The 25,217-nt window shown below is 68.9% G+C and carries 24 protein-coding genes and 1 tRNA gene; 11 read left to right on the top strand and 14 right to left on the bottom strand.

Annotation, left to right across the window (positions count from 1 at the left end; all coding sequences use genetic code 11):
* Positions 1 to 11: 11 nt before the first annotated feature.
* From H6900_05470 to H6900_05430, 9 genes are all read right to left on the bottom strand, one after another.
* Positions 12 to 737 carry a glycosyltransferase gene (locus H6900_05470; GenBank protein ID MCC0072720.1) on the bottom strand — a complete coding sequence of 242 codons (726 nt, stop codon included), beginning with the start codon at positions 735 to 737 and terminating at the stop codon, positions 12 to 14.
* Positions 734 to 1,270, bottom strand: coding sequence for a VTT domain-containing protein (locus tag H6900_05465; GenBank protein ID MCC0072719.1), 537 nt, complete (start codon positions 1,268 to 1,270; stop codon positions 734 to 736). Before H6900_05465 ends, H6900_05470 begins: the two co-directional genes overlap by 4 nt.
* Positions 1,267 to 2,370: a glycosyltransferase gene (locus tag H6900_05460; GenBank protein MCC0072718.1), complete on the bottom strand. Its 1,104-nt coding sequence runs from the start codon at positions 2,368 to 2,370 to the stop codon at positions 1,267 to 1,269. Before H6900_05460 ends, H6900_05465 begins: the two co-directional genes overlap by 4 nt.
* Positions 2,367 to 3,209, bottom strand: a complete 843-nt coding sequence (locus H6900_05455) for a UDP-2,3-diacylglucosamine diphosphatase (protein ID MCC0072717.1) — start codon at positions 3,207 to 3,209, stop codon at positions 2,367 to 2,369. The genes H6900_05460 and H6900_05455 overlap by 4 nt, the downstream gene beginning before the upstream one ends.
* 85 nt (positions 3,210 to 3,294) lie before the next feature.
* A complete protein-coding gene (locus H6900_05450; GenBank protein MCC0072716.1) occupies positions 3,295 to 4,251 on the bottom strand; it encodes an FAD:protein FMN transferase in 957 nt (318 codons plus the stop codon).
* The gene (locus tag H6900_05445; protein ID MCC0072715.1) at positions 4,232 to 6,424 is read right to left on the bottom strand and encodes a PepSY domain-containing protein; all 2,193 of its coding nucleotides are present in this window, start codon (positions 6,422 to 6,424) and stop codon (positions 4,232 to 4,234) included. Before H6900_05445 ends, H6900_05450 begins: the two co-directional genes overlap by 20 nt.
* Positions 6,425 to 6,440: 16 nt before the next feature.
* Positions 6,441 to 6,911 (bottom strand): DUF2271 domain-containing protein, encoded by a 471-nt coding sequence (locus H6900_05440; GenBank protein ID MCC0072714.1) that lies wholly within the window; start codon positions 6,909 to 6,911, stop codon positions 6,441 to 6,443.
* An 81-nt stretch (positions 6,912 to 6,992) separates the two neighbouring features.
* Positions 6,993 to 7,340, bottom strand: coding sequence for a hypothetical protein (locus H6900_05435; protein ID MCC0072713.1), 348 nt, complete (start codon positions 7,338 to 7,340; stop codon positions 6,993 to 6,995).
* A gap of 239 nt (positions 7,341 to 7,579) precedes the next feature.
* Entirely contained in the window at positions 7,580 to 7,846 is a 267-nt protein-coding gene (locus tag H6900_05430; protein MCC0072712.1) for a PepSY domain-containing protein, read from the bottom strand.
* Between the two features lie 145 nt (positions 7,847 to 7,991).
* Between H6900_05430 and H6900_05425 the strand changes: the two genes are divergently transcribed.
* Together H6900_05425 and H6900_05420 are read left to right on the top strand one after the other, a co-directional pair.
* Complete coding sequence (locus H6900_05425) at positions 7,992 to 8,651, top strand: response regulator transcription factor (protein ID MCC0072711.1); 660 nt, start codon at positions 7,992 to 7,994, stop codon at positions 8,649 to 8,651.
* On the top strand, positions 8,648 to 9,982 hold the full coding sequence (locus tag H6900_05420; GenBank protein ID MCC0072710.1) for a sensor histidine kinase N-terminal domain-containing protein: 1,335 nt from the start codon (positions 8,648 to 8,650) through the stop codon (positions 9,980 to 9,982). Before H6900_05425 ends, H6900_05420 begins: the two co-directional genes overlap by 4 nt.
* A gap of 12 nt (positions 9,983 to 9,994) precedes the next feature.
* On the opposite strand, the gene H6900_05415 is transcribed toward H6900_05420, so the two are convergent.
* On the bottom strand, positions 9,995 to 11,275 hold the full coding sequence (locus tag H6900_05415; GenBank protein ID MCC0072709.1) for a gallate dioxygenase: 1,281 nt from the start codon (positions 11,273 to 11,275) through the stop codon (positions 9,995 to 9,997).
* 105 nt (positions 11,276 to 11,380) lie between these two features.
* On the opposite strand from H6900_05415, the gene H6900_05410 reads away from it, so the two are divergent.
* The 5 genes from H6900_05410 to H6900_05390 all read left to right on the top strand — a co-directional run bounded on the left by H6900_05410 (position 11,381) and on the right by H6900_05390 (position 15,497).
* Positions 11,381 to 12,271, top strand: a complete 891-nt coding sequence (locus H6900_05410; GenBank protein MCC0072708.1) for a LysR family transcriptional regulator — start codon at positions 11,381 to 11,383, stop codon at positions 12,269 to 12,271.
* 618 nt (positions 12,272 to 12,889) lie between these two features.
* Positions 12,890 to 13,339, top strand: a complete 450-nt coding sequence (locus H6900_05405; GenBank protein ID MCC0072707.1) for a curlin — start codon at positions 12,890 to 12,892, stop codon at positions 13,337 to 13,339.
* Between the two features lie 307 nt (positions 13,340 to 13,646).
* A complete protein-coding gene (locus H6900_05400) occupies positions 13,647 to 14,054 on the top strand; it encodes a hypothetical protein (protein ID MCC0072706.1) in 408 nt (135 codons plus the stop codon).
* A gap of 50 nt (positions 14,055 to 14,104) precedes the next feature.
* Positions 14,105 to 14,479, top strand: a complete 375-nt coding sequence (locus tag H6900_05395; GenBank protein ID MCC0072705.1) for a curlin — start codon at positions 14,105 to 14,107, stop codon at positions 14,477 to 14,479.
* Positions 14,480 to 14,549: 70 nt separating this feature from the next.
* Positions 14,550 to 15,497: a formylglycine-generating enzyme family protein gene (locus H6900_05390; GenBank protein ID MCC0072704.1), complete on the top strand. Its 948-nt coding sequence runs from the start codon at positions 14,550 to 14,552 to the stop codon at positions 15,495 to 15,497.
* Between the two features lie 490 nt (positions 15,498 to 15,987).
* Here the strand turns inward: H6900_05390 and H6900_05385 are convergent, their stop codons facing one another.
* Both H6900_05385 and H6900_05380 read right to left on the bottom strand, forming a co-directional pair.
* Entirely contained in the window at positions 15,988 to 17,595 is a 1,608-nt protein-coding gene (locus H6900_05385; GenBank protein MCC0072703.1) for a phosphoglycerate dehydrogenase, read from the bottom strand.
* A gap of 93 nt (positions 17,596 to 17,688) precedes the next feature.
* Positions 17,689 to 18,846, bottom strand: coding sequence for a phosphoserine transaminase (locus H6900_05380; protein MCC0072702.1), 1,158 nt, complete (start codon positions 18,844 to 18,846; stop codon positions 17,689 to 17,691).
* A 153-nt stretch (positions 18,847 to 18,999) separates the two neighbouring features.
* On the opposite strand from H6900_05380, the gene serB reads away from it, so the two are divergent.
* The 3 genes from serB (at position 19,000) to H6900_05365 (ending at position 22,527) form a co-directional block, all read left to right on the top strand.
* Positions 19,000 to 19,878: a phosphoserine phosphatase SerB gene (serB, locus tag H6900_05375; protein ID MCC0072701.1), complete on the top strand. Its 879-nt coding sequence runs from the start codon at positions 19,000 to 19,002 to the stop codon at positions 19,876 to 19,878.
* 109 nt (positions 19,879 to 19,987) lie between these two features.
* A complete protein-coding gene (locus H6900_05370) occupies positions 19,988 to 21,571 on the top strand; it encodes a DUF853 family protein (GenBank protein ID MCC0072700.1) in 1,584 nt (527 codons plus the stop codon).
* Positions 21,568 to 22,527: a nitronate monooxygenase gene (locus H6900_05365; protein ID MCC0072699.1), complete on the top strand. Its 960-nt coding sequence runs from the start codon at positions 21,568 to 21,570 to the stop codon at positions 22,525 to 22,527. Before H6900_05370 ends, H6900_05365 begins: the two co-directional genes overlap by 4 nt.
* Positions 22,528 to 22,543: 16 nt before the next feature.
* Here the strand turns inward: H6900_05365 and H6900_05360 are convergent, their stop codons facing one another.
* Entirely contained in the window at positions 22,544 to 23,461 is a 918-nt protein-coding gene (locus H6900_05360) for a DMT family transporter (GenBank protein MCC0072698.1), read from the bottom strand.
* Between the two features lie 143 nt (positions 23,462 to 23,604).
* Between H6900_05360 and H6900_05355 the strand changes: the two genes are divergently transcribed.
* Positions 23,605 to 23,679 (top strand) — tRNA-Phe (locus H6900_05355).
* A 607-nt stretch (positions 23,680 to 24,286) separates the two neighbouring features.
* On the opposite strand, the gene H6900_05350 is transcribed toward H6900_05355, so the two are convergent.
* Positions 24,287 to 25,135 carry a MurR/RpiR family transcriptional regulator gene (locus H6900_05350; GenBank protein ID MCC0072697.1) on the bottom strand — a complete coding sequence of 283 codons (849 nt, stop codon included), beginning with the start codon at positions 25,133 to 25,135 and terminating at the stop codon, positions 24,287 to 24,289.
* Positions 25,136 to 25,217 lie beyond the last annotated feature (82 nt).

Here is a 25,217-nt window from a genome sequence, read left to right as displayed (position 1 = left end):
GCGCGCGCGCCTCAAGGGCGATGATGAAGCGCCGTGCTTGCGCCATAGGTCGGCGCGTCCCGCGCCGCGCCGTTCAGGCGTGGGCTGAACGCCGCGATCTGGCGCATCAGACCCAGCGGGGGAACCGTGCGCATCATGTCGCGCAGCATCCGCGCGTCGGCGCGCAGCCCCGGCCAGATCCCTTGCTTGCGGACCTTGGGCGGGCTGGCGACGCCCGGCCAGGCGATGATTTCGGGTTGCAGGCCCGCGTCGAGGATAAGCGCGTTCAGGAACACCTCGAATCCAAAGCGCGGCAGGCCCGGCAGACGGTCCAGCACCGGCTCGATCAGCGAACGTGGCAGCACCCGCTCGCCCGAGATGTAATCGACCCCCAGCCAATGCCAGGGCCTGGGGGCGTTGCCCCGCAAGGACAGCGTCACCGCCGACCGTCCGGTGAGCACCGGCAGGGCCAGACGGGCGATATCCTCAGGCCCGAGGCCCAGAAGATCGGCATCGATCAGCATCAGAAAGGGCGTGCGTGACGCGGCGATCCCGGCGGCCAGCGCGGCGGTCTTGCCGCCGTTGACCGGCAGGGCCAGAACCTCGGCCCCGGCCAGACGGGCGGCCCGGGCCGTGCCGTCGGTCGATCCGTCATCGACCACCAGCACGCGCGACAGCATCGGGTGGCCGACCAGCGCCGACAGCACCGCGCCAATCCGGGCGGATTCGTTCCAGGCGGGCACGATCGCGGTAATCATCGGCGCCTCCATGGTTGCCACAGGAACAGGGCAAACAGGACCAGCGTTGTCAAGGCCGCGACATAGACCCAGGGCCCGCCTTCTTGCGCCCAGGCCGCGCCAAAGATCCAGCCCAGGGCCAGGAAGAACAGGCTTTTGGGGATCGTCGCCAGCAGGTTGACCACCAGGAAACGTGCCAGCGGCATGCGGGCGATCCCGGCGGCGATCAGCACCGCGAAACCGGCCGTATGCGTCAGCTTTCCGACCACCAGAATCCGGGTGCCATCGGCGCGCAGGCGCCGGGCCATCCGCGCCAGCGACGGCCGGGGTGGCAGAAAGCGCCGTCCCCAACGGCCCAGCGCATAGAGCGCGACATCCCCCACCAGGTCCGCCAGGATCACCACCGGGATCACGGCCTTCAACAGCAGCAGGCCCCGGCTGGCCAGATAGCCCGCGACGATCGAGACGATGGGCCCTTCGAGCACCGCCAATGGCGCCAGGATCAGCGTTCCGTGACTGCGCACCAGGCCCAGCAACTCGGCGGTGGCGGTCATGGGCGGGCCGGTGCCTCGTCCATCGGGGTGCCGCGCCAGGTGAACCCGCGCCTGCGCCACGTCGCCAGCCACAGTGCCGGCAGCATCGCGTCGCGCAGCGGCAGGGCCAGCGCGTCGCGCCAGGTCGCGGGCCAGCCCGCGCGGCGTGTCAGGTGCCATTCGGCGGCATACCAAAGCGCCAGAAACGCCAGCGCAACCCCGAGATTGCCGAGCCCCGCCAGCACCAGCGCCAAAGGCAGCGCCGAGTTCAGCCCCTCAAGCGCGAAAAGGCCCGGGAACCCGTCGCGGCGCACGCGGCTCCAGCGCAGTTGGCGGTCCCAGACCTGCCGCAGGCTGCGCCGACCCACCGGCTGCGCAAACGGCATTGGCGTCAGGCGCACTTTCAGCCCCAGGCCGCGCACGACATGGGTTGCGGCCGCGTCTTCGGCGATCAGACGCCCCAGGGCGCGCAACCCGCCCGCCCGCTCCAGCAGCGGCCGGTTGAAGAACAGCGTCTTGCCCTGTGCGAAACCGTCGCCCAGGCTGTCCGCCGCCAGCTGCCAGCGCGCCTGATTGCCGTTGAGAACGGCGCATTCCAGATGCCCGCCCCAGCCCTGCGGACGGATGCCCACCGCGGGCGAGGACACCAGCCCGGTGCCCTCGCGCCAGGCCGAAACCACGGTCGCCAGATAGTCGGGCGGCAACAGCAGGTTGCTGTCGGTCATGCAAATCCAGTCGTGCCGGGCGGCGTGCCACCCTTTCCAGACGTTGTTCAGCTTGGGATTGCGCGACACCGGATCGTCGCCGATCATCAGCCGCGCGGGCACCTGCGGATGCGCCGCGATCAACCGTTCGATCAGCGCAATCACCGGATCGTCAGGCCGCTGGGCGCAGAAGATCACCTCGAATCCCGGGTAATCCTGCCGAAAGCTCGAGGTCAGGGTCTCGGCGTCGAAGGGGTCCAGACCGCAGACGGGCCGCAACAGCGTCACGCGCGGGGTGCCGATCACGCCCGCCGTGCCCTGGTGCGGGCGCAGGCGCCGCAGCGCCAACAGAACCGTGGCCAGATGCACCGCCAGCACCCCCGACGCCAGCACCAGGATTGCCAGGGTCGCGCTCATGACCGCACCATCGTCAGCACCGGCACCGGTTCGGGCGACGGCCCGCCCGGGGACGGCACGTTGCCAAGCGCAGGGGTCGCAAGGGAAACGGGGGCGGCGGCCGGTGCCGGGCGGCCCCCGGCCAGGTGCAGCGCCCCGTCGCGGCGTTCGACCAGACCGGTGAAGCTGTCCATCCAGTCGCCGCAATTGGCATAGAGCAGGCCGTGATCGGCATTCAGGCCGGCGATGTGGAAATGCCCGCAGATCACGCCGTCCAGCCCCTCGGCCCGCGCCATGGCGACCAGGCGGCGTTCGTGCGAGCGCCGGGCATAGGCCAGACGGTTCAGCGTGATGAGCACCCCCTCGACCAGGCCGCGGGCCTCGCCGCGCGTGCCGCGCCGCAGGCGCCTGAGGCCGTGGTCCAGGCGTCTCAACGCGTGGTCGATGCGACTGCCCAGACGGGTCATCACATGGGCGCGCACCAGGCGCGAGTCGGCCTCGTCGCCATGCACGACCAGATAGCGCGCGCCGTTGGCGGCGGTGTGGACATGGCGGGCCACGGGGGTTGCGTTCAGGCGAACATGGGCGGGGGCCCGCGCGGGATCGGGGTCATGGTTGCCGCGCAGCCAGACCAGGGCCGCGCCCTGCGCCTGACGCCGGTTCAGGTGGTCGATGACGGCCTGATCCTCGGTCCGCCAATGGGGCAACAGGGGTTGCCACAGGTCCAGCACGTCGCCAGCCAGAACATAGGTCGCGGCCGGGTTGGCGCGCAGAAAGGCAAGCACAAGGTCCGGGCGTGACCCGATCGCACCGAGATGCAAGTCAGACAGGAACACGGTTCGGTTGCGGGGCGGTGACACGGTGGACTCCGTCGTCGGTCAGCCCTGTCAGCGTGGCCCCCTCAACCCACAGTTTCATGACGCCACCATTACAGTTTTGTAAGAATCACGCGCCCGCGCCGCCGTCCCCTGCCCCGAACAGCGGCCCGACCGCGACCGGGCGCAGCCCCTCGTCCAGAGGCGCGTGCATCAGGAACAGGGCATCGAGACCGCGCTTCCGGGCCACGTCTGCGCCGGCCTCGGGGCCCAGGACCATCAGCGCGGTCGCCCAGGCGTCGGCCTCGGCGCAGGTGCCGGCAACGACCGTGACCGAGGCCGGGCCATCCATGAGCGGCAGGCCGCGCAAGGGATCCATGGTATGCGACAACGCCCGTCCGCGCACCATCACCCGGTGGCGGTAATCGCCTGAGGTCGCCACCGCCGCGTCCTTCAGCGCCAGCACCGAATGCGGGGCGCGGCGGTCGGGATCGGGGCGTTCCACCGCAACCGACCAGGGACCGCCCAGCGCCCTGAGTTCGCCATCAATTCCCACCAGCGCGCCCGAAAGGCCAAAGCCCAGCGCCACCTCGGCCAGGCGATCGACGCCATAACCCTTTGCGATCCCGTTCAGATCCAGCGTCACCGGCGCGCGTTTACGCGCCCTCAACCCGGCCGGATCCAGGTCCAGCATCGCACCGGCACCGGGGCGCACGGCTGTGGCGGCCGCGCGAATACGGCCCTCGTCGGCGGTGTCGGGGCCAAAGCCCCAGGCGGCAACCGCGTCGCCCGTGGCGATGTCGAACGCCCCGTTCGAGGCCCCGCCGATCGCCAGCGCCAGGTCCAGCACCGCCATCAGCCGCGCGGGCAATTCGACCCATTCGCCGACGGGCGCACGGTTCAGGCGCATCAGGTCGCTGTCGGGCTTCCAGGTGGACATCTGCGCGTCCACCTCGGCGACGGCGGCCTGCATCGCCAGGCGCAAAGGCGCGTCATCGAACCCAGGCGGGACCTGGACCAGCGCCGACCAGCGCGTTCCCATCGTCGCGCCATTCAGCGCCAGGCGGTCAGTAGGTGTCTTCGACATAGCGCCCCTCGGCTTTCAGCATGGCCGGCGTCAGGCCCCAGGGTTCCAGGATCTCGGCAAGGGCCTCGGTCACGCCGGCCGCCATGCCACGCCCGCCGCAGACCATGACCCGCGCACCGTCGCGGATCATCCGCGCGACCTGCCCGGCCTCGTTGCGCAGCGCGTCCTGCACATAGTGCGGCCGGTCCCCGCGCGAGGCCGCGGTGGTCAGCGCGGACAGGCGGCCATCGGCGTGCCAGGTGGCCAGATCCTCGGCATAGAGAAAGTCGCTGTCGGCGTGGCGCATGCCAAAGAACAGGTGCACCGGCCGGCGCTTGCCATTGCCGCGGATGAACCCGGCCAGAGGGCCGATCCCGGTGCCCGCGCCGATCAGGATCAGCGGCTTGCCGGCGGGCCGGAACCCCGGGTTCGGGCGCAGGAAGGCGGCGATGCTCTGACCCGGCTCCAGCGCCATCAACTGGCCCGAGCACAGACCGCCGCTGTGCTTGCGCACCACGATCTCGACAAAGCCGTCGTGGCGCGAGGACGCCAGGGAATAGAAGCGCGGCACCTCGGACCCCCGGGGCAGGATGCCGATCAGATCGCCGGCGGCAAAGCCCGCCAGGCCGCGCCGCGCCAGACGTTGCCACAGCGACATCCGCGGCAGGGCAAAGCGCAGGATCGCGGTGGGGGCCTGAACCTCGGCGCCATAGTCGCGGCGGCTGACCAGCACCAGGTCCTGCGTGACCGGTCGGACCGGGTGGTGCGCCAGTTCCAGGGGATGGCCCAGGGCCTCGCCCAGCGCGCGGCCCCAGCGGGCAAAGTCCTGCGGCGACTGGCGATCCACGGTGTCGAAGGGGATCAGCGCCTGCCATCCCAGGGTCTGGGCGCGGGTCTCGATCGCGCGGGCAAAGGCGCAATAGGCCGGAAAGCTGCGGTCGCCGAAGCCCAGCACAGCGACCGGGGCGTGCGGCGCGCGGTCCAGCGCGCTCAGGAACCCCTTGGCGGAACTCGGCGCGTCGCCGTCGCCATAGGTCGCGGCCAGGATCACGAAGCGTTCGGCGTGGGGATAGCGCGCCGGATCGAAGCTGGACAGCGCGCCGGTGTGGACGCCGTGGCCGGCCTCGGTCAGGGCGCGGTGCAGCGTGGCGGCGAAGCCCCAGGTGCTGCCCCCCTCGCTGCCGACCAGCAACACCGTGCCGGCCTTGCCCGCCGCGAGGTTGTGCTTGATGCGCGGGCGCCCGCGCCGCCCGGTCAGCCAGACGATGAACCCGGTCACCCCCATCAGCGGCACCGCCAGCGCCATCAGCCCCAGCGCCAGACCGATCAGCGCCGCGCCCTGCCCGGTGTGCAGCATGACAATGGTGTCGGACACGCGCTGCCAGCCGGTGCGGTCGGCCCAACCCAGCGCGGACCCGTTGCCCTGGTCCAGATAGCCGCTGCCCTGGGCGGTCTTGACGGCAAACACGTCGGTCGCGTCGCCGGGATAGGGCCAGGACAGTTGCCGGAAGTCGCTGACCGGCGTTTGCGCAAGGAGCGGCGCGGTCGCCGGGTCAAAGCCCGTCTGGCCACTGACGGTCGCGGGAAAGGGCGGGTCCATCCCCTCGTCCGGCAGATAGCCAAAGGTCGAGGCCGTCATCCACAGCGCCGTGGCCGAGGACAGCATCAGCCCGGGCACGGCCACCCGCGCCAGTTCGACATGCAGCCGACCGGCCAGCGGCCCGCGCAGGGGCGCCAGCCAGCGCCGCCAGCCGCCCGTGCGCCGCGCCACCATCATCGCGCCCGACAGCGTCAGCACCAGCATCGCCAGCGCGCCCGCGGCCATGGCCCAGCGCCCGCCGTCCCCCAGGAACAGCGAGCGGTGCAGATCCACCATCCAGCGCTCGAACGCATTCGGATCGGCCGAGCCCGCGGCCTGCCCCGTCGCCGGGTCGATGACCGCGGCGTGGGGCGTTCCGTTGTCGAACCAGTAGGCGGTGATCCGCCCCGAGGGCGCCCGGCGGATCTGTTCGACCGTCGGAATCGCCTGCTCGACGCGCTGCACCAGCGTCGCGGCGCTGAGCCCGGCCTCGGCCTGGGGCGAGGACAGGGCATCGGCCGCCGGAAACACCGACAGAACCGCGCCCGACAGCGCCAGCAGGGTGATGAGAGCCAGTGCCAGCAGCCCCGGCCAACGGTGAATCGCGCGGATCATCGCCGTGTCTCCTGTCTTACATGCTGTAGGTGAAGCCCGCGACGTAGCGCCGGCCGCGCACCGTCTGCCCGGCGCCCTGGGTGGTCAGCGGCACCGACACGTCATTGGGGCTTTCGCGCATGTCCTCGGCGGCGGCGTCGATGTGCAGCGTATAGCCGGCATCGAACAACGAATCCGCCAGGTCGAAGCTGATCTCCAGCGTGCGCCCGGCCCCGACGCTGGCGCCGGTGATGCCGTTGATCTGCGCCAGATCGCCGCCGGTGGCGCGATACCATTCGCTCAGGTGCTGGTAATAGCGCGAATGCCCGCCAGCCATCCACAGGCTGCCGACATAGCGGCCGTTGGCGTCGGTGACGTAGATCGCCAGATAGGCGCCCGCACCGCCATAATTCGCCATGGTCGTGCGCAAGGTCACGGGCCGGGCCGCGGCCAGCCCCGGAACGGTCAGGGCGGTGGTCAGGGCCAGAGCGGCCAGAAGGGATTTCATCACGATAGGCCTCGTCATTTCTTGAAAATAGGGGGCTGTGCGCGCGATCGGGTCACGCGCACGCTTGCGTCCTGGGCGCCGTCAGTTCACGCGCACGGTCGGGGCGCCGCCACCGATCAAGCCGTTCGAAGGGGGCGGCACGGTGCCCGCAGGCGCCGCGTTCGAGCCGGCGCGGCCATAACCGTCGTCGTCGTCATCGTCGTCGTGGTGGCTGCGATGGCCGCGGCCGTGGTCGTCGTCGTCGTGATGCCGCCCAAAGATGCGGAACAGCGAGAAGCCGCCCTCATCGCGGTCGCCGTTCGCCCGGGCTGCGGGCATTTCGTTGTCGGGCTGGCCGTGGGTGGCATTCATCCGGTCCGCCAGGGCCGGAACGGCCAGCGCCGCGCTGAGGGCGGTGGTCACGGCGAGAAGGGCAAAGGTCTTTTTCATCGGTCATCTCCTTGGTTGGTCGATCCGTTTCGATGTCCCCAACCTGCCGTCCCTGCCTGAGGGTTTCCTGACACGCGGTGATTTTCTGCTTCAGCTTGGCGTCAGAAACCCGGGCCCCACGGCAGACGAAAAAGGCCCCGCCCTGAGGTTGCGGGGCGGGGCCAGTCGGGACCGGGGAACGGTCGGTCCGTGGGATCGGGTTGGGGCGAAAAATATGGGGGGGGGCGAGGGCGCCGGGATCAGTCGTCGATCTCGAACTCCAGCACCTCGAGCGTGGCGGGCTGCACCGTCACCTCGATTCGGCGGCCCTGCGCGTCGGTGGCGCGAATCTGGTAGCAGCCATCGTCGATCTTGATGCGCCGGACCTGCCAGCCGTTTTCCTCGGCCAGGCGGGCGACGGCCTCGCGCGGTTGCCAGTCAGCCATGGGCACGAAGCAATTGGCGTCGGCCCATGCGTTGAGGGGTGACAGCGCCAGAACGGCGGCGATTGTCAGTGTCTTCGTCATGGGCCAAACTCCATACCGGCCTTTCCCGAGGCCCGTTGTGCACCCCCAAGCTGACGCCAGCCTGAAGCGCACGCACGGGTCGCGTCAGCCTGGTGTCAGGCGGGAATGGGAGCAAGAGCCAGAAAACGGAACGACCGGAGAGCCCATGCGAATCCTGCTGATCGAGGACGACACCGTTCTGGGCGCCGCCGTGCGCGACCAGATCGCGGGCGACGGCCATTCGCCGGACTGGGTGACGCGGCTCGATGCCGCGCGCGATGCGATGGCGGGCGCAGCCTATGACCTGGTCCTGCTGGACCTGATGTTGCCCGACGGACGCGGGATCGGCTTTCTGAAGACCCTGCGCGGGCGCGGCGATGTGACCCCGGTCATCATCCTGACCGCGCTGGACCAGGTCAGCGACCGGATCGAAGGGCTGAACGCCGGCGCCGACGACTATCTGGTAAAGCCCTTCGATCTGGCCGAACTCAGCGCGCGCATCGGGTCGGTGGCGCGGCGCTACAGCGGCAATCCCAATCCGATCATCGCCCACGGCGCGCTGGAAATCGACCTCAGCGCCCGGTCGATCCGCCGAGACGGGCGGCCCGTCACGCTGACGGCGCGCGAATGGGCCCTGTTCGAGGCCCTGCTGACCCGCCCCGATCAGCTGATGTCCAAGGCCCAGCTCGAGGACAAGCTTTACGCCTTTGATGCCGAGGTCGAGAGCAACACCATCGAAGTCCACGTCAGCCGCCTGCGCAAGAAACTGGGCGCGGGCATCATCGTGACCGAACGGGGACTGGGTTACCGGCTGGGCACGCCATGACGGCGCCGCGCAGCCTGCAACTGCGCCTGGGCCTGACCATCGGCCTGCTGCTCAGCGTGCTGTGGGTGGCCACGGCCACGGTCACCGCCGTGATGCTGCGCCAGGAAATCGACGAGGTGTTCGATTCGGCGCTCGAGGAGACCGCACAGCGCCTGCTGCCGCTGGCGGTGATGGACGTCATCGACCGCGACGAAGAGGGCGTGACCCAGCATCTGAGCGCGAATCGCGATCATGTCGAGCATTTCACCTATCTGGTGACAGACGCGCAGGGCCGGATCCTGCTGCAATCGCATGACGCCAACCCCGCCGATTTCCCCCCCTGGCAGGGGGTCGGTTTTGCCGATTCCGCGACCCACCGGACCTTCAGCGATGCCGCGCTGCGCGATTCGATCCGCATCACCGTGGCGGAACCTCTGGACCATCGCGCCGGCGTCGCGCGCGAGGTGCAGATGGGTCTGGGCCTGCCGATCCTGATTGTGATCCCGCTGACGCTGCTGGCCATCGTGCTGGCGGTGCGGGCCAGTCTGGCGCCGCTCAGACGGTTTCGCGAAACCCTCGAACGCCGCAACGAACGCGACATGGCGCCGGTTCCGGCCGACGATCTTCCCGCCGAACTGGCACCGCTGGCCGCCGCGCAGAACGCGCTGCTGGACCGGCTGCGCGGCGCATTCGAGGCCGAGCGCAGCTTTGCCGCCAATGCCGCGCATGAACTGCGCACGCCGCTGGCCGGCGCCATCGCCCAGGCCCAGCGCCTGCGGGCTGAAACCCAGGACCCCGCCGCGCAGGCCCGTGCCGCCGACATCGAGACCGCGTTGAAGCGCCTGACCCGCATGTCCGAGCGCCTGCTGCAACTGGCCCGGGCCGAGGGCGGGCGCCTCAGGTTGGACGCCCCCGCCGATCTGCGCACCGCCGCGCGCGTGGTGCTGGACGACCTGTCCCGCGCCGCCGGTCCCGGCCGGATCGCGACCACCCTGCCCGACACGCCGGTGGTGTCGGACCTCGATCCCGATGCGTTCGGCATCCTGTGCCGCAACCTGGTGGAAAACGCGCTGCGCCACGGCGACGACACCGCCCCGGTGCGCGTCTCGCTGTCGTCGGACGGCTGGTTCCGCGTGTCGAACGCGGGTCCGGTGGTGGCGCCAGAACGGCTTCAGGCGCTGACCGCGCGGTTTGAACGCGGCGACGCCCAGGCCGACGGGTCGGGCCTGGGGCTGGCCATCGCCAGCGCCATCGCCGATCGCATCGGCACCGCGATCGATCTGCGCTCACCCCGTCCCGATCACGCGGACGGGTTCGAGGTCGCGCTGCGCCTGCCGGTGGCCGGGTCCTGAGCGGGGCCTGCCTCAGCCCTTGTCCATCGCCTTCACCTTGTCCCCGCCCGCGACGGAATAGGTCATCGGCACCTTGCGGGTTGCCAGGAACTGCGCCAGCGTTTCGCCGCGAAAGGCCGCGTAGACCTCAGGGTTTGAGACCCCCAGAACCGCCGCCATCTTTTCCAGCACGAAGAAACTGACGCCGCGGCGCACCATCTCGATCCAGCGACGATTGCGGATCAGGTCCTGCTCGTCCTCGGTCAGGCCGCGCTCGCTGGCCAGCGCGTCGAAATCCGCGACGAAACGGGCGCGATGCTCGGGTTTGACCAGATCGTGCAGGAAAGCATTGATGCGGAAATTCGCATGGCTGCGGGCATGGGTGAACGGATAGGTGCCGCTCAGCGTTCCCGCGCCATCCAGCTCGTATCCAATATGCGCGCGGTAGGCTTCGACGGCGGCCGGGTCCGGCGCATCGCCCAGATCCTCGAGGATCAGGGTCGCGATGTTGGTGACCGAGGGCGCATAGGTCTGCTTGTGCACCAGCCGCACGCGGTCCGACAGGGCGCCGCGCATGATCAGCCACATGATGACCTCGGCCCCCTCCATGCCGCCCTTGACCGCGTAATCCGCGATTCGCAGGCTCAGCAGCGCCTGCGGGTCCTTTTCCAGAAGGTCCAGGAATTCGTCGTCCCAGGCCTCGTTCAGGAAACCGGCGCGCTCGCCATGGACCTGGTGCGACAACCCCCCGGTGGCAAAGATCGCGACCCGCAGATCCTCGGGGTAGCTTTCCACCGCCTTGCGCAGCGACTTGCCCAGCCGCCACATGCGTTTCGCGTTGGGAATCGGCAGTTGCAGAACCCCGACCTGCAACGGCACCACCTTGCCCGGCCAGGGACCGTTCGCGTCGCCCATCATCGACAAGGGCGACAGGAACCCGTGATCCACCGGCTTGCCCTGGAAAAAGGACATGTCGAATTCGTCGGCCACCAAGGCCATCGCGATATGCTGCGCCAGCCCCAGATGCCCGGCCGCGGGCGCCACGTCGCGCGGGCCGCCGCCTTCGTCGGCCGGGGCGTAGACGTCGTCGATCCCCAGCGCAAAGGCCGAATAGTGATCGAAGAAGAACGAGGTGATGTGATCGTTGTAGATCATGAACAGCACGTCGATCTTCTTGTCCTGCACCCAGCCGCGCACCACGTCGAACCCGTCGAAGATGGGCTTCCACGCGGGGTCGTTCTGCTTGCCGGTGTCCTTGGCAAAGCCGATCGTGGGCGAATGCGATGCGCCGATGCCGCCGATGATGCGGGCCATGTCGGGTCCTCCGAGATAATGGGTCGGCGCAGCTTAGGTTCTTTGCGATTCTGAACAATCATGCCAAAATGGACCCAAGGTTCGAAAATCTGAACGATGGGCGCGATGGGCTGGAAGCTGGACGACCTGCCGATCTTTGTCGCGATCGCCGAACAGGGGTCGATCACCGCCGCGGCGGATGTTCTGGCGGTGCCGAAATCCACGGTCTCGACCGTGCTGGCACGCCTGGAACGGGACCTGGGGGTGCGCCTGATGGCGCGGACCTCGCGCAACCTGCGCCTGACGGCCGAGGGGGGGACCTTTCTGCGCCACGCCCAGGCTATCCTGGAGCAGGCGCGCGAGGCCGACACCACCATGGCCGGGATGCGCGCCGAGCCGACCGGCCGGTTGGCCGTCGCCCTGCCGCCCGCCTTTTGCCAGGAGATCGTCGCGCCCAGGCTTGCCGCCTTTCGCGCGCGCTACCCCCGCATCGCGCTGGAGCTGATCGTCACCAGCCGGGGCGCGGGCCTGCTGCGCGATCAGGTGGATCTGGCGGTGGTCGTCGGCCCGCTGGAGGATTCGGATCTGGTGTCGCGCACGCTTCTGGCGGGCCCCCTGATCTGGGTCGCGAGCCCCGCCTACCTGGCCCGCAATCCCCTGGCCGAAGGCCTCGAGGCCCTGCGCAACCATGTGCAAATCTGCGAGCATCGCTACGGGCTGGCGCGGCTGCCGGTGCGTGTGGCGGGCGATCCCGCGCAAATCGACCTGGCGCAGGGGGTCTGGCACGTGAACAGCCCGCTGGCGGTGCGCGAGGCCGTGCTGGCCGGGGCGGGCGTCGCCCCGTTGCCGCAGCATTACTGCCGCAGCCAGATCGCCAACGGGCGGCTGATTCAGGTCTTTACGCAGATCACCTTCGACATCGCCGCATCGACCCTGACGGCGGTGTATCTCAGCCGGCGGCTGATGTCGCCGCGTTTGCGGGTGTTCCTGGATTTCCTCAGCGAAGCCTGCCGCTGAAACGACGCCGCGCCGCGGCTGATTCGAGGCGCCGGCGGGGCGCGGCGATTCGCTGGCCCGAGGGCGCGCCCGGTGCCGGGCCAGTGCGGGGCCCGGCGCGATCCCTTTTGCAAGATAGTCGACAACCGGAGGCGTCGGCGCCGTGCGCGGGTCTCGGGGCTGGCGGGGCGGCTGGTGGGGGCCACGCGTTGATGCGCGGTGGCGGGGCGATTTTCATGCCGTTTTTCAATGGCCTACAGCGCCCCCGCCCGGTTGTTATCGGATATCGGGTTGGGTGTTATCGGGGAACGGTCGGGTGATTTTGTGTGACGGCGGGGGGTTTGGCAGGTTGAGGGCATCGGAAGCGCCCCGGGTTGGCGGTTCGCCGGGGCCTTTCCCGGTTCGGATCGCCGGGACCGAAGGCGCGGGTCCTGGCCGCCCCCTCGGGGGTGGCGGGGGGCCCACCCCGCCGCCGGGCCACAGGTCGGCGCGATCGGGGGCCGACCGTTGACGACCGACCCCGTTCCCCGGGGGCCAACCCGGGGGGCCACAGACTGAAACGCAGACTGAAACGCAGACTGAAACGACTCGTTCCAACCGGCCGCCCCGTTCTCAGGCCAACCACATTCGGAGATCCCCATGTTTTTCGCCAAATCCTTCAAGATCGCCCTCACCTCGGGCAGCGTCGCCCTGATCGTTGCCACCGCCGCGCTGCCGGCCCTGGCCTCGGGGCACCGCATCCGCATCGAACAATACGGCTGGAACAACCAGGTCGGCGGCGGGCAGTCCGGGTATGGCCAGCGCCTGACGGTCATCCAGGACGGCGGCTCGAACCTGTCGATCAACACCCAGGACGGCTATCGCAATCGCGCCTCGATCGGGCAGTCGGGCTGGAACAACAGCGTCGATACCGACCAGCAAGGCCAGCGCAACGCCGTCGGCGTCGCCCAGATGGGCCACAACAACGACGCCACGGTCGGCCAGTCCGGCAACCGCAACGTCGCCGCCGTGGTGCAGATGGGCAACAACGACACCGCCAGCGTCCAGCAGAGCGGGTCGCACAACGTCGTCGCCATCGTGCAGGACTGACGCGGCCGGCGCACCGCGCCATCCGGCGACGTGGGCCCCGGGGGAACCCCCCACCGATCGCCACGGGGATCGCCTTGGGGATCGCCTTGGGGATCGCCCCACGGATGAGACGCACCGCGCGCCCGACCGCCGACCCGTTTCGCGCCCCCGCTCCCCTCGGGGTCGCGACCGGGCCGCGGGGTGTCCCCCCTCCGACCCCGCGGCCCGGGCCAGATCCGACTCGCCCTCCGCCTTGCCCTCCGTCTCGCCCTCCGCCTTGCCCTCCGTCTCGCCCCTTGTCCGTTCCCTTTCGCCACAGGAGACCGCCATGCGCCCCCGTTTCCACACCAAGGCCCCGATGCTGTTCCTGGGCCTCGCCCTCGCCGGCTTTGCCGCCGCCTGCACCGTCGCCAGCGCCGACACCGACGCGCCCCAGGGCGCCAGCAATGCCCCGCAACGCTGCGAGGTCGCGCTCGACGCCGTGCCCGGCGGCACCCGCATCGCCGGCCGCGTGACCAGCGCGACGCCCGCCGCCGGCACCTATGACATGGCCATCACCAGCCGCTCCGGCGGGGGCCAGACCACGATCCACCAGTCGGGCGCCTTCAACGCGCGCCCGGGTGAGCCCGCCCTGCTGGGCGAGACCGAACTCTACGGGGCGCCCGCCCGCCACAGCGTCGCCCTCGAGGTGCGAATCGGTGGCCGCCGCCTGACCTGCGCCGATCCCGACCTCTGAATGTCATCCAAACGCAATTTTCCCAACACTTTGTTAACAGGACCAAACCCATGAAAACGCTCGCTTTTGCCGCCGCTCTCGCGCTCTCGACCCCGGCCGTCGCCAACACCGTCTCGATCAGCCTGACCCCCGCCTCGGCGCAAGAGGCCCAGGCCCTGCGACTCGGCCTGGCGCTCTATGCGCTGCACAACGACATCGACGCCAACGGCCACGTCACCCAATCCGGCGCCCATAACGCCGCCGCCATCGCCCAGGGCGCGACCGACCACGCCATCATCCACCAGGAGGGCACCGGCCACTCCGGCGCCATCCAGCAGACCGGCGGAAACAACGCCTACGGCCTCTTCCAGTTCGGACAGAACACCAACGCCGACATCGTCCAGACCGGAGGCCAGACCGGACTCACCCTCCAGTTCGGATGGTAACGTCCTGTCGCGGCCAACCGTTGCGTTCCGCCCGGTTTCGGGGCATGTCGAACCGCAAACGGAGGTCGCGATGGACACCCCCAAGAGCTGCTGCGCACCCCAAGGCCCAGGCCGGACACCCACCGCGCCATCCCTGGCCACCCGCGCCTCGGACGACCTGAAGGCGGCGTTGCTGGCGACGCTGGTCCCCCTCAAGGGCGGGTTTTTCACGATGGGCGCCGCCAGCAGCCGCTATCCCGACGACCTGGACAGCCCGCCGCGACGGGTGTTCGTGTCCCCGTTCCGGATCGCGCGCACCAGTGTCACCAACCGGATCTTCGCCCGGTTCGTTGCGGAATCGGGCTATCGCACCACCGCCGAGGTCGAGGGCTGGTCCTATGTCTTCCATCTGTTCCTGGAGGACTGGACCGCATGGCCCGACCACCCGATCCAGACCCCATGGTGGCGCAAGGTCGATGGCTCGTGCTGGTCCGCGCCCGAGGGGCCCGGCAGCAGTATCCGGAACCGCGAGGACCACCCCGCCACGCATCTCAGCTGGTTCGACGCCCAGGCGCTGGCCGATTTCACCGGCACCCGCCTGCCGACCGAGGCCGAGTGGGAATTCGCTGCGCGGGGCGGGCTGAAGGGCCGGCGGTTCCCCTGGGGCAATGATCTGGTCCCCGCAAGCGGCCATCGCCACAACACCTGGCAGGGCCACTTCCCCGGGGCGAACACCGCCGAGGACGGGTTCGTCGGCACCTGCCCGGCCGATCATTACGCACCAAACGGTTACGGTCTGCACAACATGACCGGCAATGTCTGGGAATGGGTCGAGGACGACTTCGGCCCCCTGCCCGAGGCCAACGGCCTGCCCCCGCGCGACCCGGTGCGACGCGGCGACGGCCAGCACAAGGTGATCCGCGGCGGGTCGCATCTGTGCCATGTCAGCTATTGCGAGCGTTACCAGGTGCATTCACGCACCCATAACACGCCCGATTCGACCACCGGCCATTGCGGGTTGCGCCTGGCGGCCGCCTAGGCGCGCGCCTCTCAGGCGGACCAGAGGCCGAAACCGGGTTTGGTGGGCGCGCCCAGTCGGTGCAGGATTTCCGGCGAATGGCCGTCGGGGCCTCGACATACACCCAGACCGGGGCATCCAGCCAGGCAGCACCACGGAGCCTTCGAGCGGCTCTTCGTGAAAACCCCAGGGGCGTGATGTCGCCCCCCCACGGGTCCTGCACGCCCGACAACGCCCGCGCCCCCGAAAGGGCGTGGCCGCGCCCGAGCAAGCTGCGCACCGGCTCCAACCCCACCCGATCGCGAAAAATCGGCACGGGGTCGCGCACCGCCGGATGCGGTTCGCAAACCCCGTCAAACCCCGCGGCGATCCTGTCCATGCCCCGAAACAGGACCGGCGCGCGATACGGGAAACGGGGCCCGGTTCCCCGCGCCCCGCCCATCATCTTGTCCGAAATACGCCACGGGGGTGTGGGGGTGTGAAACCCCCACGCCGACCGATCGACGGGCGCTCAGGCCATGTCGAATTGCAACGGACGCACCTGGCGGAACATGCCCGTGGCCTCCAGCGTCTCGACCACCTTGGGGTCGATCGCCTGATCGAGATACAGCAGCGCGATCGCATCCTGCCCCACGCCCGACCGCCCCAGGGTGAAGTTCGCGATGTTGACCCCGTTCTTGCCCATGGTCATGCCCAGCAGACCGATGATGCCCGGCACGTCCTCGTTCGTGGTGTAAAGCATGTGCTCGCCGATCTCGGCGTCTATGTTGATGCCCTTGATCTGGATGAAGCGCGGCTTGCCGTCCGAAAACACGGTGCCGGCGATCGAGCGCTCGCGCTTGTCGGTCACCACGGTCAGCTTGATGTAGCCGTCAAAGGTGCCCGACTTGTCCTGATGCGTGGTGGACATCTGGATGCCGCGCTCTTTGGCCACGATCGGGGCGGACACCATGTTCACGTCGGGATTGGCCGACTTCATCACCCCGGCAATGACGGCGCAATCCAGGGCCTTGAGGTTCATCTCGGCCGCGGTGCCGTCATAGAGCACATTGATCGCGCGGATCGGCTCGTCGGTCAGTTGCCCGGCAAAGGTGCCCAGATGCTTGGCCAGATCGATCCAGGGGCCCATGACCGCGGCTTCCTCGGCGGTGACCGAGGGCATGTTGAGCGCGTTCTGCACGGCGCCGGTCAGCAGGTAGTCCGACATCTGCTCGGCGACCTGCAGGGCGACGTTCTCCTGCGCCTCGGTGGTCGAGGCGCCCAGATGCGGCGTGCAGACCACGTTCGGCAAGTTGAACAGCACGTTCTCGTTGGCCGGTTCGACGGCAAAGACATCGAGCGCGGCGCCAGCGACATGGCCCGTCTTCAACATCTCGGCCAGGGCCTCCTCGTCGATCAGTCCGCCCCGGGCGCAGTTGATGATGCGCACGCCCTTCTTGGTCCGGGCCAGGTTCTCGCGGCTCAGGATGTTGCGTGTCTTGTCGGTCATCGGCACGTGCAGCGTGATGAAATCGGCGCGCGCCAGCAACTCGTCCAGGTCGACCTTGGTCACACCCAGTTGCCTGGCGCGCTCTTCCGACAGGAAGGGGTCATAGGCGATGACCTTCATCCTGAGGCCGACCGCGCGGTCGCAGACGATGCCGCCGATGTTGCCCGCGCCGATCACGCCCAGCGTCTTGTTGAACAACTCGACGCCCATGAATTTCGACTTTTCCCACTTGCCGGCGTGGGTCGAGGCATTGGCCTCGGGCAGTTGACGGGCGACGGCGAACATCATCGCGATGGCGTGCTCGGCTGTGGTGACCGAGTTGCCGAAAGGCGTGTTCATGACGATCACGCCCTTTTTCGAGGCGGCCGGAATGTCCACGTTGTCCACGCCGATCCCCGCGCGGCCAATCACCTTGAGATTGGTCGCGGCGGCGAGGATCTTATCGGTCACCTTGGTCGCCGAGCGGATGGCGAGGCCGTCATACTGGCCGATGATCTCGGCCAGCTTTTCCTTGTCCTTGCCCAGTGTCGGCAGGTAATCGACATCGACACCACGATCGCGGAAGATCTGGACGGCGGTTTCGGACAGCGCATCGGAAACGAGAACGCGCGGTTTCGTCTGAGGGGCCATGGCGGGAATCCTTGAATGAGGCGGTGCGTGCAAGCACGCACCCTACGAAAAGGGGGTAAGGTGCGTGCTTGCACGCACCCTCTGATTGCGCGGTCAGGCGGCCTGCGCCAGCGCGGCGATCTCGGTTTCGAACGCCCATTCGATCCAGGGCATCAGCGCCGCAACGTCGGCGGCCTCGACCGTCGATCCGCACCAGATCCTGAGCCCCGCAGGCGCGTCGCGATACGCGCCCACATCGAGCGCCACGCCCTCTTTCTCGAGCCGCTTGGCGACGGCCTTGGCGAAGGTGGCGCCATCGGCGATGCGTGGATCGGTGAACGTCAGGCACACCGAGGTCGTCGAGGCCGTCTCCGGCGCCGCGGCCAGGTTCGCGATCCAGGGTTTCGTCGCCACGAAGTCCCACACCAGCCGGGCGTTCGCCTCGGCCCGGGCGATCAGCCCGTCCTTGCCGCCCAGCGACTGCGCCCATTTCAGCGCCACCAGATAATCCTCGACCGCCAGCATCGAAGGCGTGTTGATCGTCTCGCCCTTGAAGATGCCCTCGATCAGCTTGCCGCCCTTGGTCATGCGGAAGATCTTGGGCAGCGGCCAGGCCGGGGTATGGCTTTCCAGCCGTTCGACCGCGCGCGGGCTGAGGATCAGCACGCCGTGCGCGCCCTCGCCGCCCAGCACCTTCTGCCACGAAAAGGTCACCACATCGAGCTTGTCGAACGGCAGGTCCATCGCAAAGGCCGCCGAGGTCGCGTCGCAGATCGTCAGGCCGGCGCGGGTCGCCGGGATCGCGTCGCCGTTCGGCACCCGCACGCCCGAGGTCGTGCCGTTCCAGGTGAAGACCACGTCCTTGTCGAAATCGACCGTCGCCAGGTCCACGATCTGACCATAGGGGGCTTTGCGGACCACGGCATCCAGCTTGAGCTGTTTCACCACATCGGTGACCCAGCCCTCGCCAAAGCTTTCCCAGGCCAGCATCTCGACCGGGCGGGCGCCCAGCAGTGACCACAGCGCCATCTCGACGGCGCCGGTGTCCGAGCCGGGCACGATGCCGATGCGATAGTCGGCCGGCACGCCCAGGACCGCGCGGGTCAGGTCGATGGCTTCGGCCAGCTTGGCCTTGCCGACAGCCGCGCGATGCGACCGGCCCAGCGGGGCGTCGGCGAGCATGTCCAGCGAAAAATGGGGGATCTTGGCGCAGGGGCCAGACGAGAAACGCGGATTGGCCGGCCGCGTGGCCGGGGTAGCGAGAGCAGTCATGGTATCCTTCCAGATAAACGCCCCTCGTTGGGGAGGGGTGTCCCGCCGACGCTGATATTCCGGCGCGATGGCTGGCGCAAGCGGGATTATTAGCCTAATGCGGCGTTTGAGCCCGCGAAAGCGACACCCGCGTTCACCATCGGAAACACACCCATGTTCGTTGCCACCCTGCTTTGCAATCCCGACACACCGGTTCTGGACCCCGCGCTGGTCGACTCGTTGCGCAACGCCTGGGGTGGCGGCGCGGCGCGTTGGCTGAACCCCGGGATCGCGGCCGAATTCGACCTGGCCGCGATGCCCGCGAATCGCTGGGCGGTCTGGACCGAGGTTCAGGCGCTGGGTGTGGACCTGTGCCTGCAACCGGCCCAGGGCCGGCGCAAGGCGATGCTGTTGGCGGATATGGATTCGACCATGATCCGGCAGGAATGCATCGACGAGCTGGCAGACATGGCCGGCGTCGGCGCGCATGTCGCCGCCATCACCGCCCGCGCCATGAACGGCGAACTCGATTTCGAGGCGGCGCTGAACGAGCGCGTCGGCCTGCTGAAGGGCCTGCCCGAAACCGTCATCGACCAGGTGCTGGCCGAGCGCATCACCTACATGCCGGGCGGGCGCGTACTGATCGCGACGATGAAGGCGCACGGCGGGCACGCGGCGCTGGTCTCGGGCGGGTTCACGGCCTTTACCGGCCGGGTCGCCGCCGCCCTGGGCTTTGACGAGCACCGCGCCAACACCCTGCTGGCCGAGGGCGGCCGGCTGACCGGTGCGGTCGGCCAGCCGATCCTGGGCAAACAGGCCAAAATCGACGCGCTGACCCAGATCACCGCCCGGCTGGGGCTGACCCCCGCCGAGGTCATCGCGGTGGGCGACGGCGCCAACGACCTGGGGATGCTGCATCTGGCGGGCTCGGGTGTGGCGTTGCACGCCAAGCCGTCGGTCGCGGCGCAATGCGATCTGCGGGTCAATCACGGCGACCTGACGGCGCTGTTGTATTTGCAGGGTTACACCGCCGACGATTTCGCGGCAGTCTGAGCGCGCGCCCCCGGGGTGGCGCCGGACGTGGGGGTTTTGCACCCCCACACCCCCGCAGCGTATTTGGGACAAGGTGAAGGGGCGAAGGCGCCTCTTTCGGAGGGACGGCATGACGCAGGACAGCATCTTTATCGGTGGCGGCGGCGAGGGCTACGGGGTGGCGGAGACCCTGTTGCTGAAATACGGCAACCGCCACGGGCTGATCGCGGGCGCCACCGGCACCGGCAAGACCATCACCATGCAGGTCATGGCCGAGGAATTCAGCCGCGCCGGCGTCCCCGTCTTTCTGACCGACATCAAGGGCGACGTGAGCGGCATGGCGATGCCCGGCACGCCGCGCGACAGTTTCCAGCGGCGCGCCGATACGATCGGGCTGGGCCCGCTGAGCTATGGCGCGATGCCGGTGACCTTCTGGGACCTGTTCGGCGCCTTTGGCCATCCCGTGCGCACCACCGTTGCCGACATGGGCCCCCTGCTGCTGTCGCGCATCCTGGAACTGACCGAGGCCCAGGAAGGCGTCATCAACATTGCCTTCCGTCTGGCGGACGAGGAAGGCTGGCCGATCCTGGACCTCGACGACCTGCGCGCGATGTTGCAGTTCCTGTCCGACAACCAGCGCGAGATGTCGGCGCGGTATGGCAATGTCACCACGGCCAGCATCGGCGCCATCCAGCGCCGCCTTCTGGTGCTTGAGAACCAGGGCGCCACGCAGTTCTTCGGCGAACCGGCGCTGGACATTCAGGACCTGATGCGCCTGACCCCCGAGGGGCAGGGCCGCGTCAACATCCTGCACGCCGAACGGCTGATGACCACGCCCCGCCTGTATGCCACCTTCATGCTGTGGCTTCTGTCCGAACTGTTCGAGGATCTGCCCGAGGTCGGCGACCCCGACAAGCCGAAGCTGGTGTTCTTCTTCGACGAGGCGCATCTGCTGTTCAACGGCGCACCGCGCGCCCTGATCGAAAAGGTCGAACAGGTGGCGCGGCTGATCCGCTCCAAGGGGGTGGGGGTCTATTTCATCACCCAGAACCCTGACGACGTGCCGGACACCATCCTGTCACAGCTGGGCAACCGGGTGCAGCACGCGCTCAGGGCCTTTACCGCGCGCGATCAGCAGGCGCTGCGCCGTGCCGCACAGACCTATCGACCGAACCCGCGATTCGACACCGAGGTGGCAATCCGCGAGGTCGGCGTGGGTGAGGCCGTCACCTCGTTTCTGGAGGCCAAGGGCGTGCCCGGCGTGGTCGAACGCACGCTGATCCGCCCGCCGGCCAGCGCCATGGGCCCCTGCGACGAGGCGACGCGGCGACAGGTGATCGCCGCCTCGCCCATGGGGCGCAAATACGACACGCCGGTCGATCGCGATTCCGCGCAAGAGATGCTGGCCCGGCGTGCCGACAAGGCCGCGCGCGAGGCGCAGCGCCATGACGAGGCCGCGGAACCCGGCCGCGACACCGAGACCGCCGAACGCTATTCCCGGGCGCGCCGCTATCAGCCGCCCGGGTCAATCCGCACCACCCGCGAGGACGACGACGCCCCGCGCAAGACCCGCACCACGCGCAGCGCCAGCCGGTCTTCGCGCAGTGATTCCGTGGTCGATGCGTTCACCAAGTCGATGGCGCGATCGCTGGGCACCCGCGCCGGCAGCGCGCTGGTGCGGGGCGTCCTGGGCGGTCTGTTCCGGGGCCGGTGATGGACACCCGGCTGACCCGGGCGCTGTCGCTGCGCCTTCCCGTGCTGTCGGCGCCCATGGCCTTTGCCGCGGGAGGGGCGCTGGCGGCGGCGGTCAGCCGCGCGGGCGGGCTGGGGCTGATCGGCGGGGGCTATGGCGACGACACATGGCTGGCCGAGCAGTTCACGCAGGCGGGCGATGCGCGCGTCGGCGTCGGGTTCATCACCTGGGCCCTGCGCAAGTCGCCGCACCTGCTGACCGAATCGTTGCGCCGGAAACCCGCCGCCGTGATGCTGTCCTTTGGTGACCCGCGCCCCTTTGCCGACGAGATTCGCGCATCCGGCGCACGCCTGATCTGCCAATGCCAGGACCTGGGCCATGTCATGGACGCGGTCGAGGTCGGCGCGGATGTCATCGTTGCCCAGGGCGCCGAGGCCGGCGGCCACGGCCGCACGCGCGGCACGCTCAGCCTGGTCCCCGAGGTCGCGGACCATCTGGCCGCGCACGCCCCTGACACGCCGCTGGTCGCGGCGGGCGGCATCGCCGACGGGCGCGGGCTGGCCGCATCGATCCTGCTGGGGGCGGACGGGGTGATGCTGGGCACGCGCCTTTGGGCCTCGACCGAGGCGCTGGTCGCGCCCGCGCATCACGCCGCCATCCTGGAGACCCCGGGCGACGGCACCCTGCGCACCGAGGTGGCCGATATCGCGCGCCAGATCGCCTGGCCCCCGGGGTTCACGGCGCGCATCCGCCAGAACGCGTTTACCGACCGCTGGCATGGCCACGAAGCCGCCCTGCGCGCCGCCGTCGCCACCGAGGGGCCGAAATACCGTCAGGCCTTTGCCGCGGGCGATGCGCAGAACACCGGCGTCTGGTTCGGCGAGGCGGCGGGCTTGATCGACGCCATCGAACCCGCCGGCCAGATCGTCGCGCGGATCACCGCCGAGGCCCGGGCTTTGCTGGCGCGGCCGGTCTGAACGGCGCGCGCGCCACCTAGCCCTGCGGCGTCATCGCCTTGCGCTGGCGCGAGCGTTCCAGCCCCAGTTGCCGCTCGCGCCAGATGATCAGGATCCCCGCCGCGACAACGATGCTGGCGCCCGTCAGCATCGTCAGGCTGGGCACCTCGTCGAACACCCAGTAGCCGATCGCCAACGCCAACAGGATCGAGGCATAGTCGAACGGCGCCACCAGCGAGGCGTCGGCCTCGCGGTAACTCGATGTCAGGAAGATCTGGCCAACGCCGCCGACCAGGCCCGTCAGCACCAGGATCGCCAATTGGGGCGCCGATGGCAGCACCCAGCCATAGGGGATGGTGAACAGCGACAGCCCGGTCGCCGTCACCGAAAACCAGAACACGATGGTCGCGGTCTTTTCCGTGGCGATGAGCCGGCGCACCGTCACCTGGGCCAGCGCCGCGCAGACCGCACCCATCAGTGCCAGCATGGCCCCCAGTGCCTGCGCGTGGTCCAGGCTGGCGCCGATGGTCAGGCTGGGCGCCAGCACGATCGTCACCCCCGCCAACCCGACCAGGACCGCGGTGAAACGGAACATCCGCACCTCTTCGCCCAGAAAGATCGCGGCGAACACCACCACCAGCAGGGGCGCTGCGTAGCCGATCGCCGTGACCTCGGGCAGCGGCAGGAACGCCAGCGCGGCAAAGCCCATGCCCATCGCGCAGGTGCCGATGAAACCGCGCCAGAAATGACTGATCGGGCGACGGGTCTTCAGCCCCGTGCGCAGGTCCCCCTGATAGAGCAGCCAGCCCAGGATGACCGGCAGGGCAAAGGCCGAACGGAAGAACACCGCCTCGCCCGGCGGGATGGTTCCCGACACGGCCTTGACCATGCTCGACATCACGATGAAGGCCGTCACCGCGATCAGTTTGTACAGGATTCCGCGGATCGGACGCATGGGGTGCCCCGTGACGGTGAACCTGTGCAATATCGCAGGTCTGGAACACCCCCGCAACCTGATCGCGGGGGCGAATTTCCCTCTGGACACCGCCCGCGCGCTCGCCTAAGACACGCCCACCCGAAAGCCTCGCTTTCACCCGTGCCCGGGTAGCTCAGGGGTAGAGCAGTGGATTGAAAATCCTCGTGTCGGTGGTTCGATTCCGCCCCCGGGCACCATTTGACAAGCCAGGATGGTTTGGGAGTTGAGGTCGTTTCTGATCCTAGGTCGGGTCGGGTTTGACAGTCCTCGCGCGTCTCGCATTCGCATTTTCCAGCCTCGCCATCGTCTCGCGGTTCTTGTCGGCACCGTTCTCTGACCGCGAATAGTGCCGCGCCAAGGAGGGCGACTTCTGCTCCAACAGGTCCGCGATGCGCCGTTTGTCGAGGCCCGGCGCGATCAGCCCTCGACCTTCCGTCGCCGTCTTGAGGCGGTTCCAGGCGGTCGGAACCTCATTCCAGGACTATGCCGCACCCTGCGCATTGGCCAGCACGCGAGCGGCGTCATGCAGGGGGATGCTGTCGCGCGCGGCTTGCAAGGTCGGGCTGACGGGAATCGCCACCTGCGCGCCGGTCTTGCCGGGAACAGCCGGTCTTTTTCGTGGCCTTGTCCTGGATGGCGCGGATCGACCAAGCGTGCTTTGCCCGCGGTCGCGAGAACACGCCCGAAAATCGGCGTCCGAGGCGGTTTTCCGGTGGATGGGCCGTATCCCGCGCACCCTCCGCAAAGCGACACGCCGTTCGCCCCCGCGGGACGGTGATCGCCCGGGATTCGGCCGTGCCGCGGTCAATCGAACAGGTCGATTTCCTCGTTGATCTCGTCGATCACCGACAATCGCTGCAAGGCACTGGTGCCGGCCTCGGCGACGAATGCGATGGCCAGCAGCCGCATCAGACTGGTGAAGGTCGTGTGGCTGGGCACCAAGCCGTAATTGGCGACGTGGCAGCCGATCACCAGCGTCGAGAACCGCCTTGCGCGCGCGTAATAGCGATGATCGCTGAAGGTGATGACGTTCATGCGGGTCGTGCGGGCGTAGGCGGTCAGCGCGGCCAGAAAGCGCGGGCGCGGTTCCAGCGTCAGCAAGATCAGCACGTCGCGGGGGCCGGTCATCGCCAGTTCCTCGGCCCAGGCGCCCGGTTCCTGCCCAAGCAGGTGCACATTCGGACGCAGGCGGGCGAACAGGGTGCGCGCGTAGCGGGCGATACCGGCCTCGAGTCCATGGCCCAGGATCCAGACGCGGGGCGCGTCGATCAGCAGCCGGGCGGCGTCGGACAGCAGGTCGGGGCGCATTTCCTCGAAGGTGCGCGTCAGATTGACCAGTTCCAGATTCAGGTGGTCGCCGATCGACCGGCCCAGCGCGACCCCTTCGGGCTGGGTGGCGGCATAGACATAGGGCTGGGTCCTGTTGCGTTCCTCGCGGGCCTGGGTGCGTGCCTCTTCGAAATCGGTGTAGCCGAGGTTGCGGAAAAACCGCGCCGTCGTCGCCTTTGAAACCCCCGCCATGGCCGACAGCTCGGTCGCGGTATGCGTTTCAATCATCGCCTGATTCTCGAGCAGCACCGCCGCAAGTTTCTGCTCTGCGGCGGTCAGGCGCGAGATTTTCTCCTGAATTCTGAGGGTTAGACGTGTTGCCATAAAACTGTCGCCGGGCCTTCGAGATGGCTTGATTAAATGAAACACCTGTTTCATCGTTATGAAACAACGAAACGGAGCTCCT

Origin of the sequence: Rhodobacter sp. (assembly GCA_020637515.1) — a bacterium.
Taxonomy (GTDB): domain Bacteria; phylum Pseudomonadota; class Alphaproteobacteria; order Rhodobacterales; family Rhodobacteraceae; genus Pararhodobacter.
Note: the sequence above shows the minus strand (reverse complement) of the source record. Positions and strands in the feature narration are given on the sequence as shown.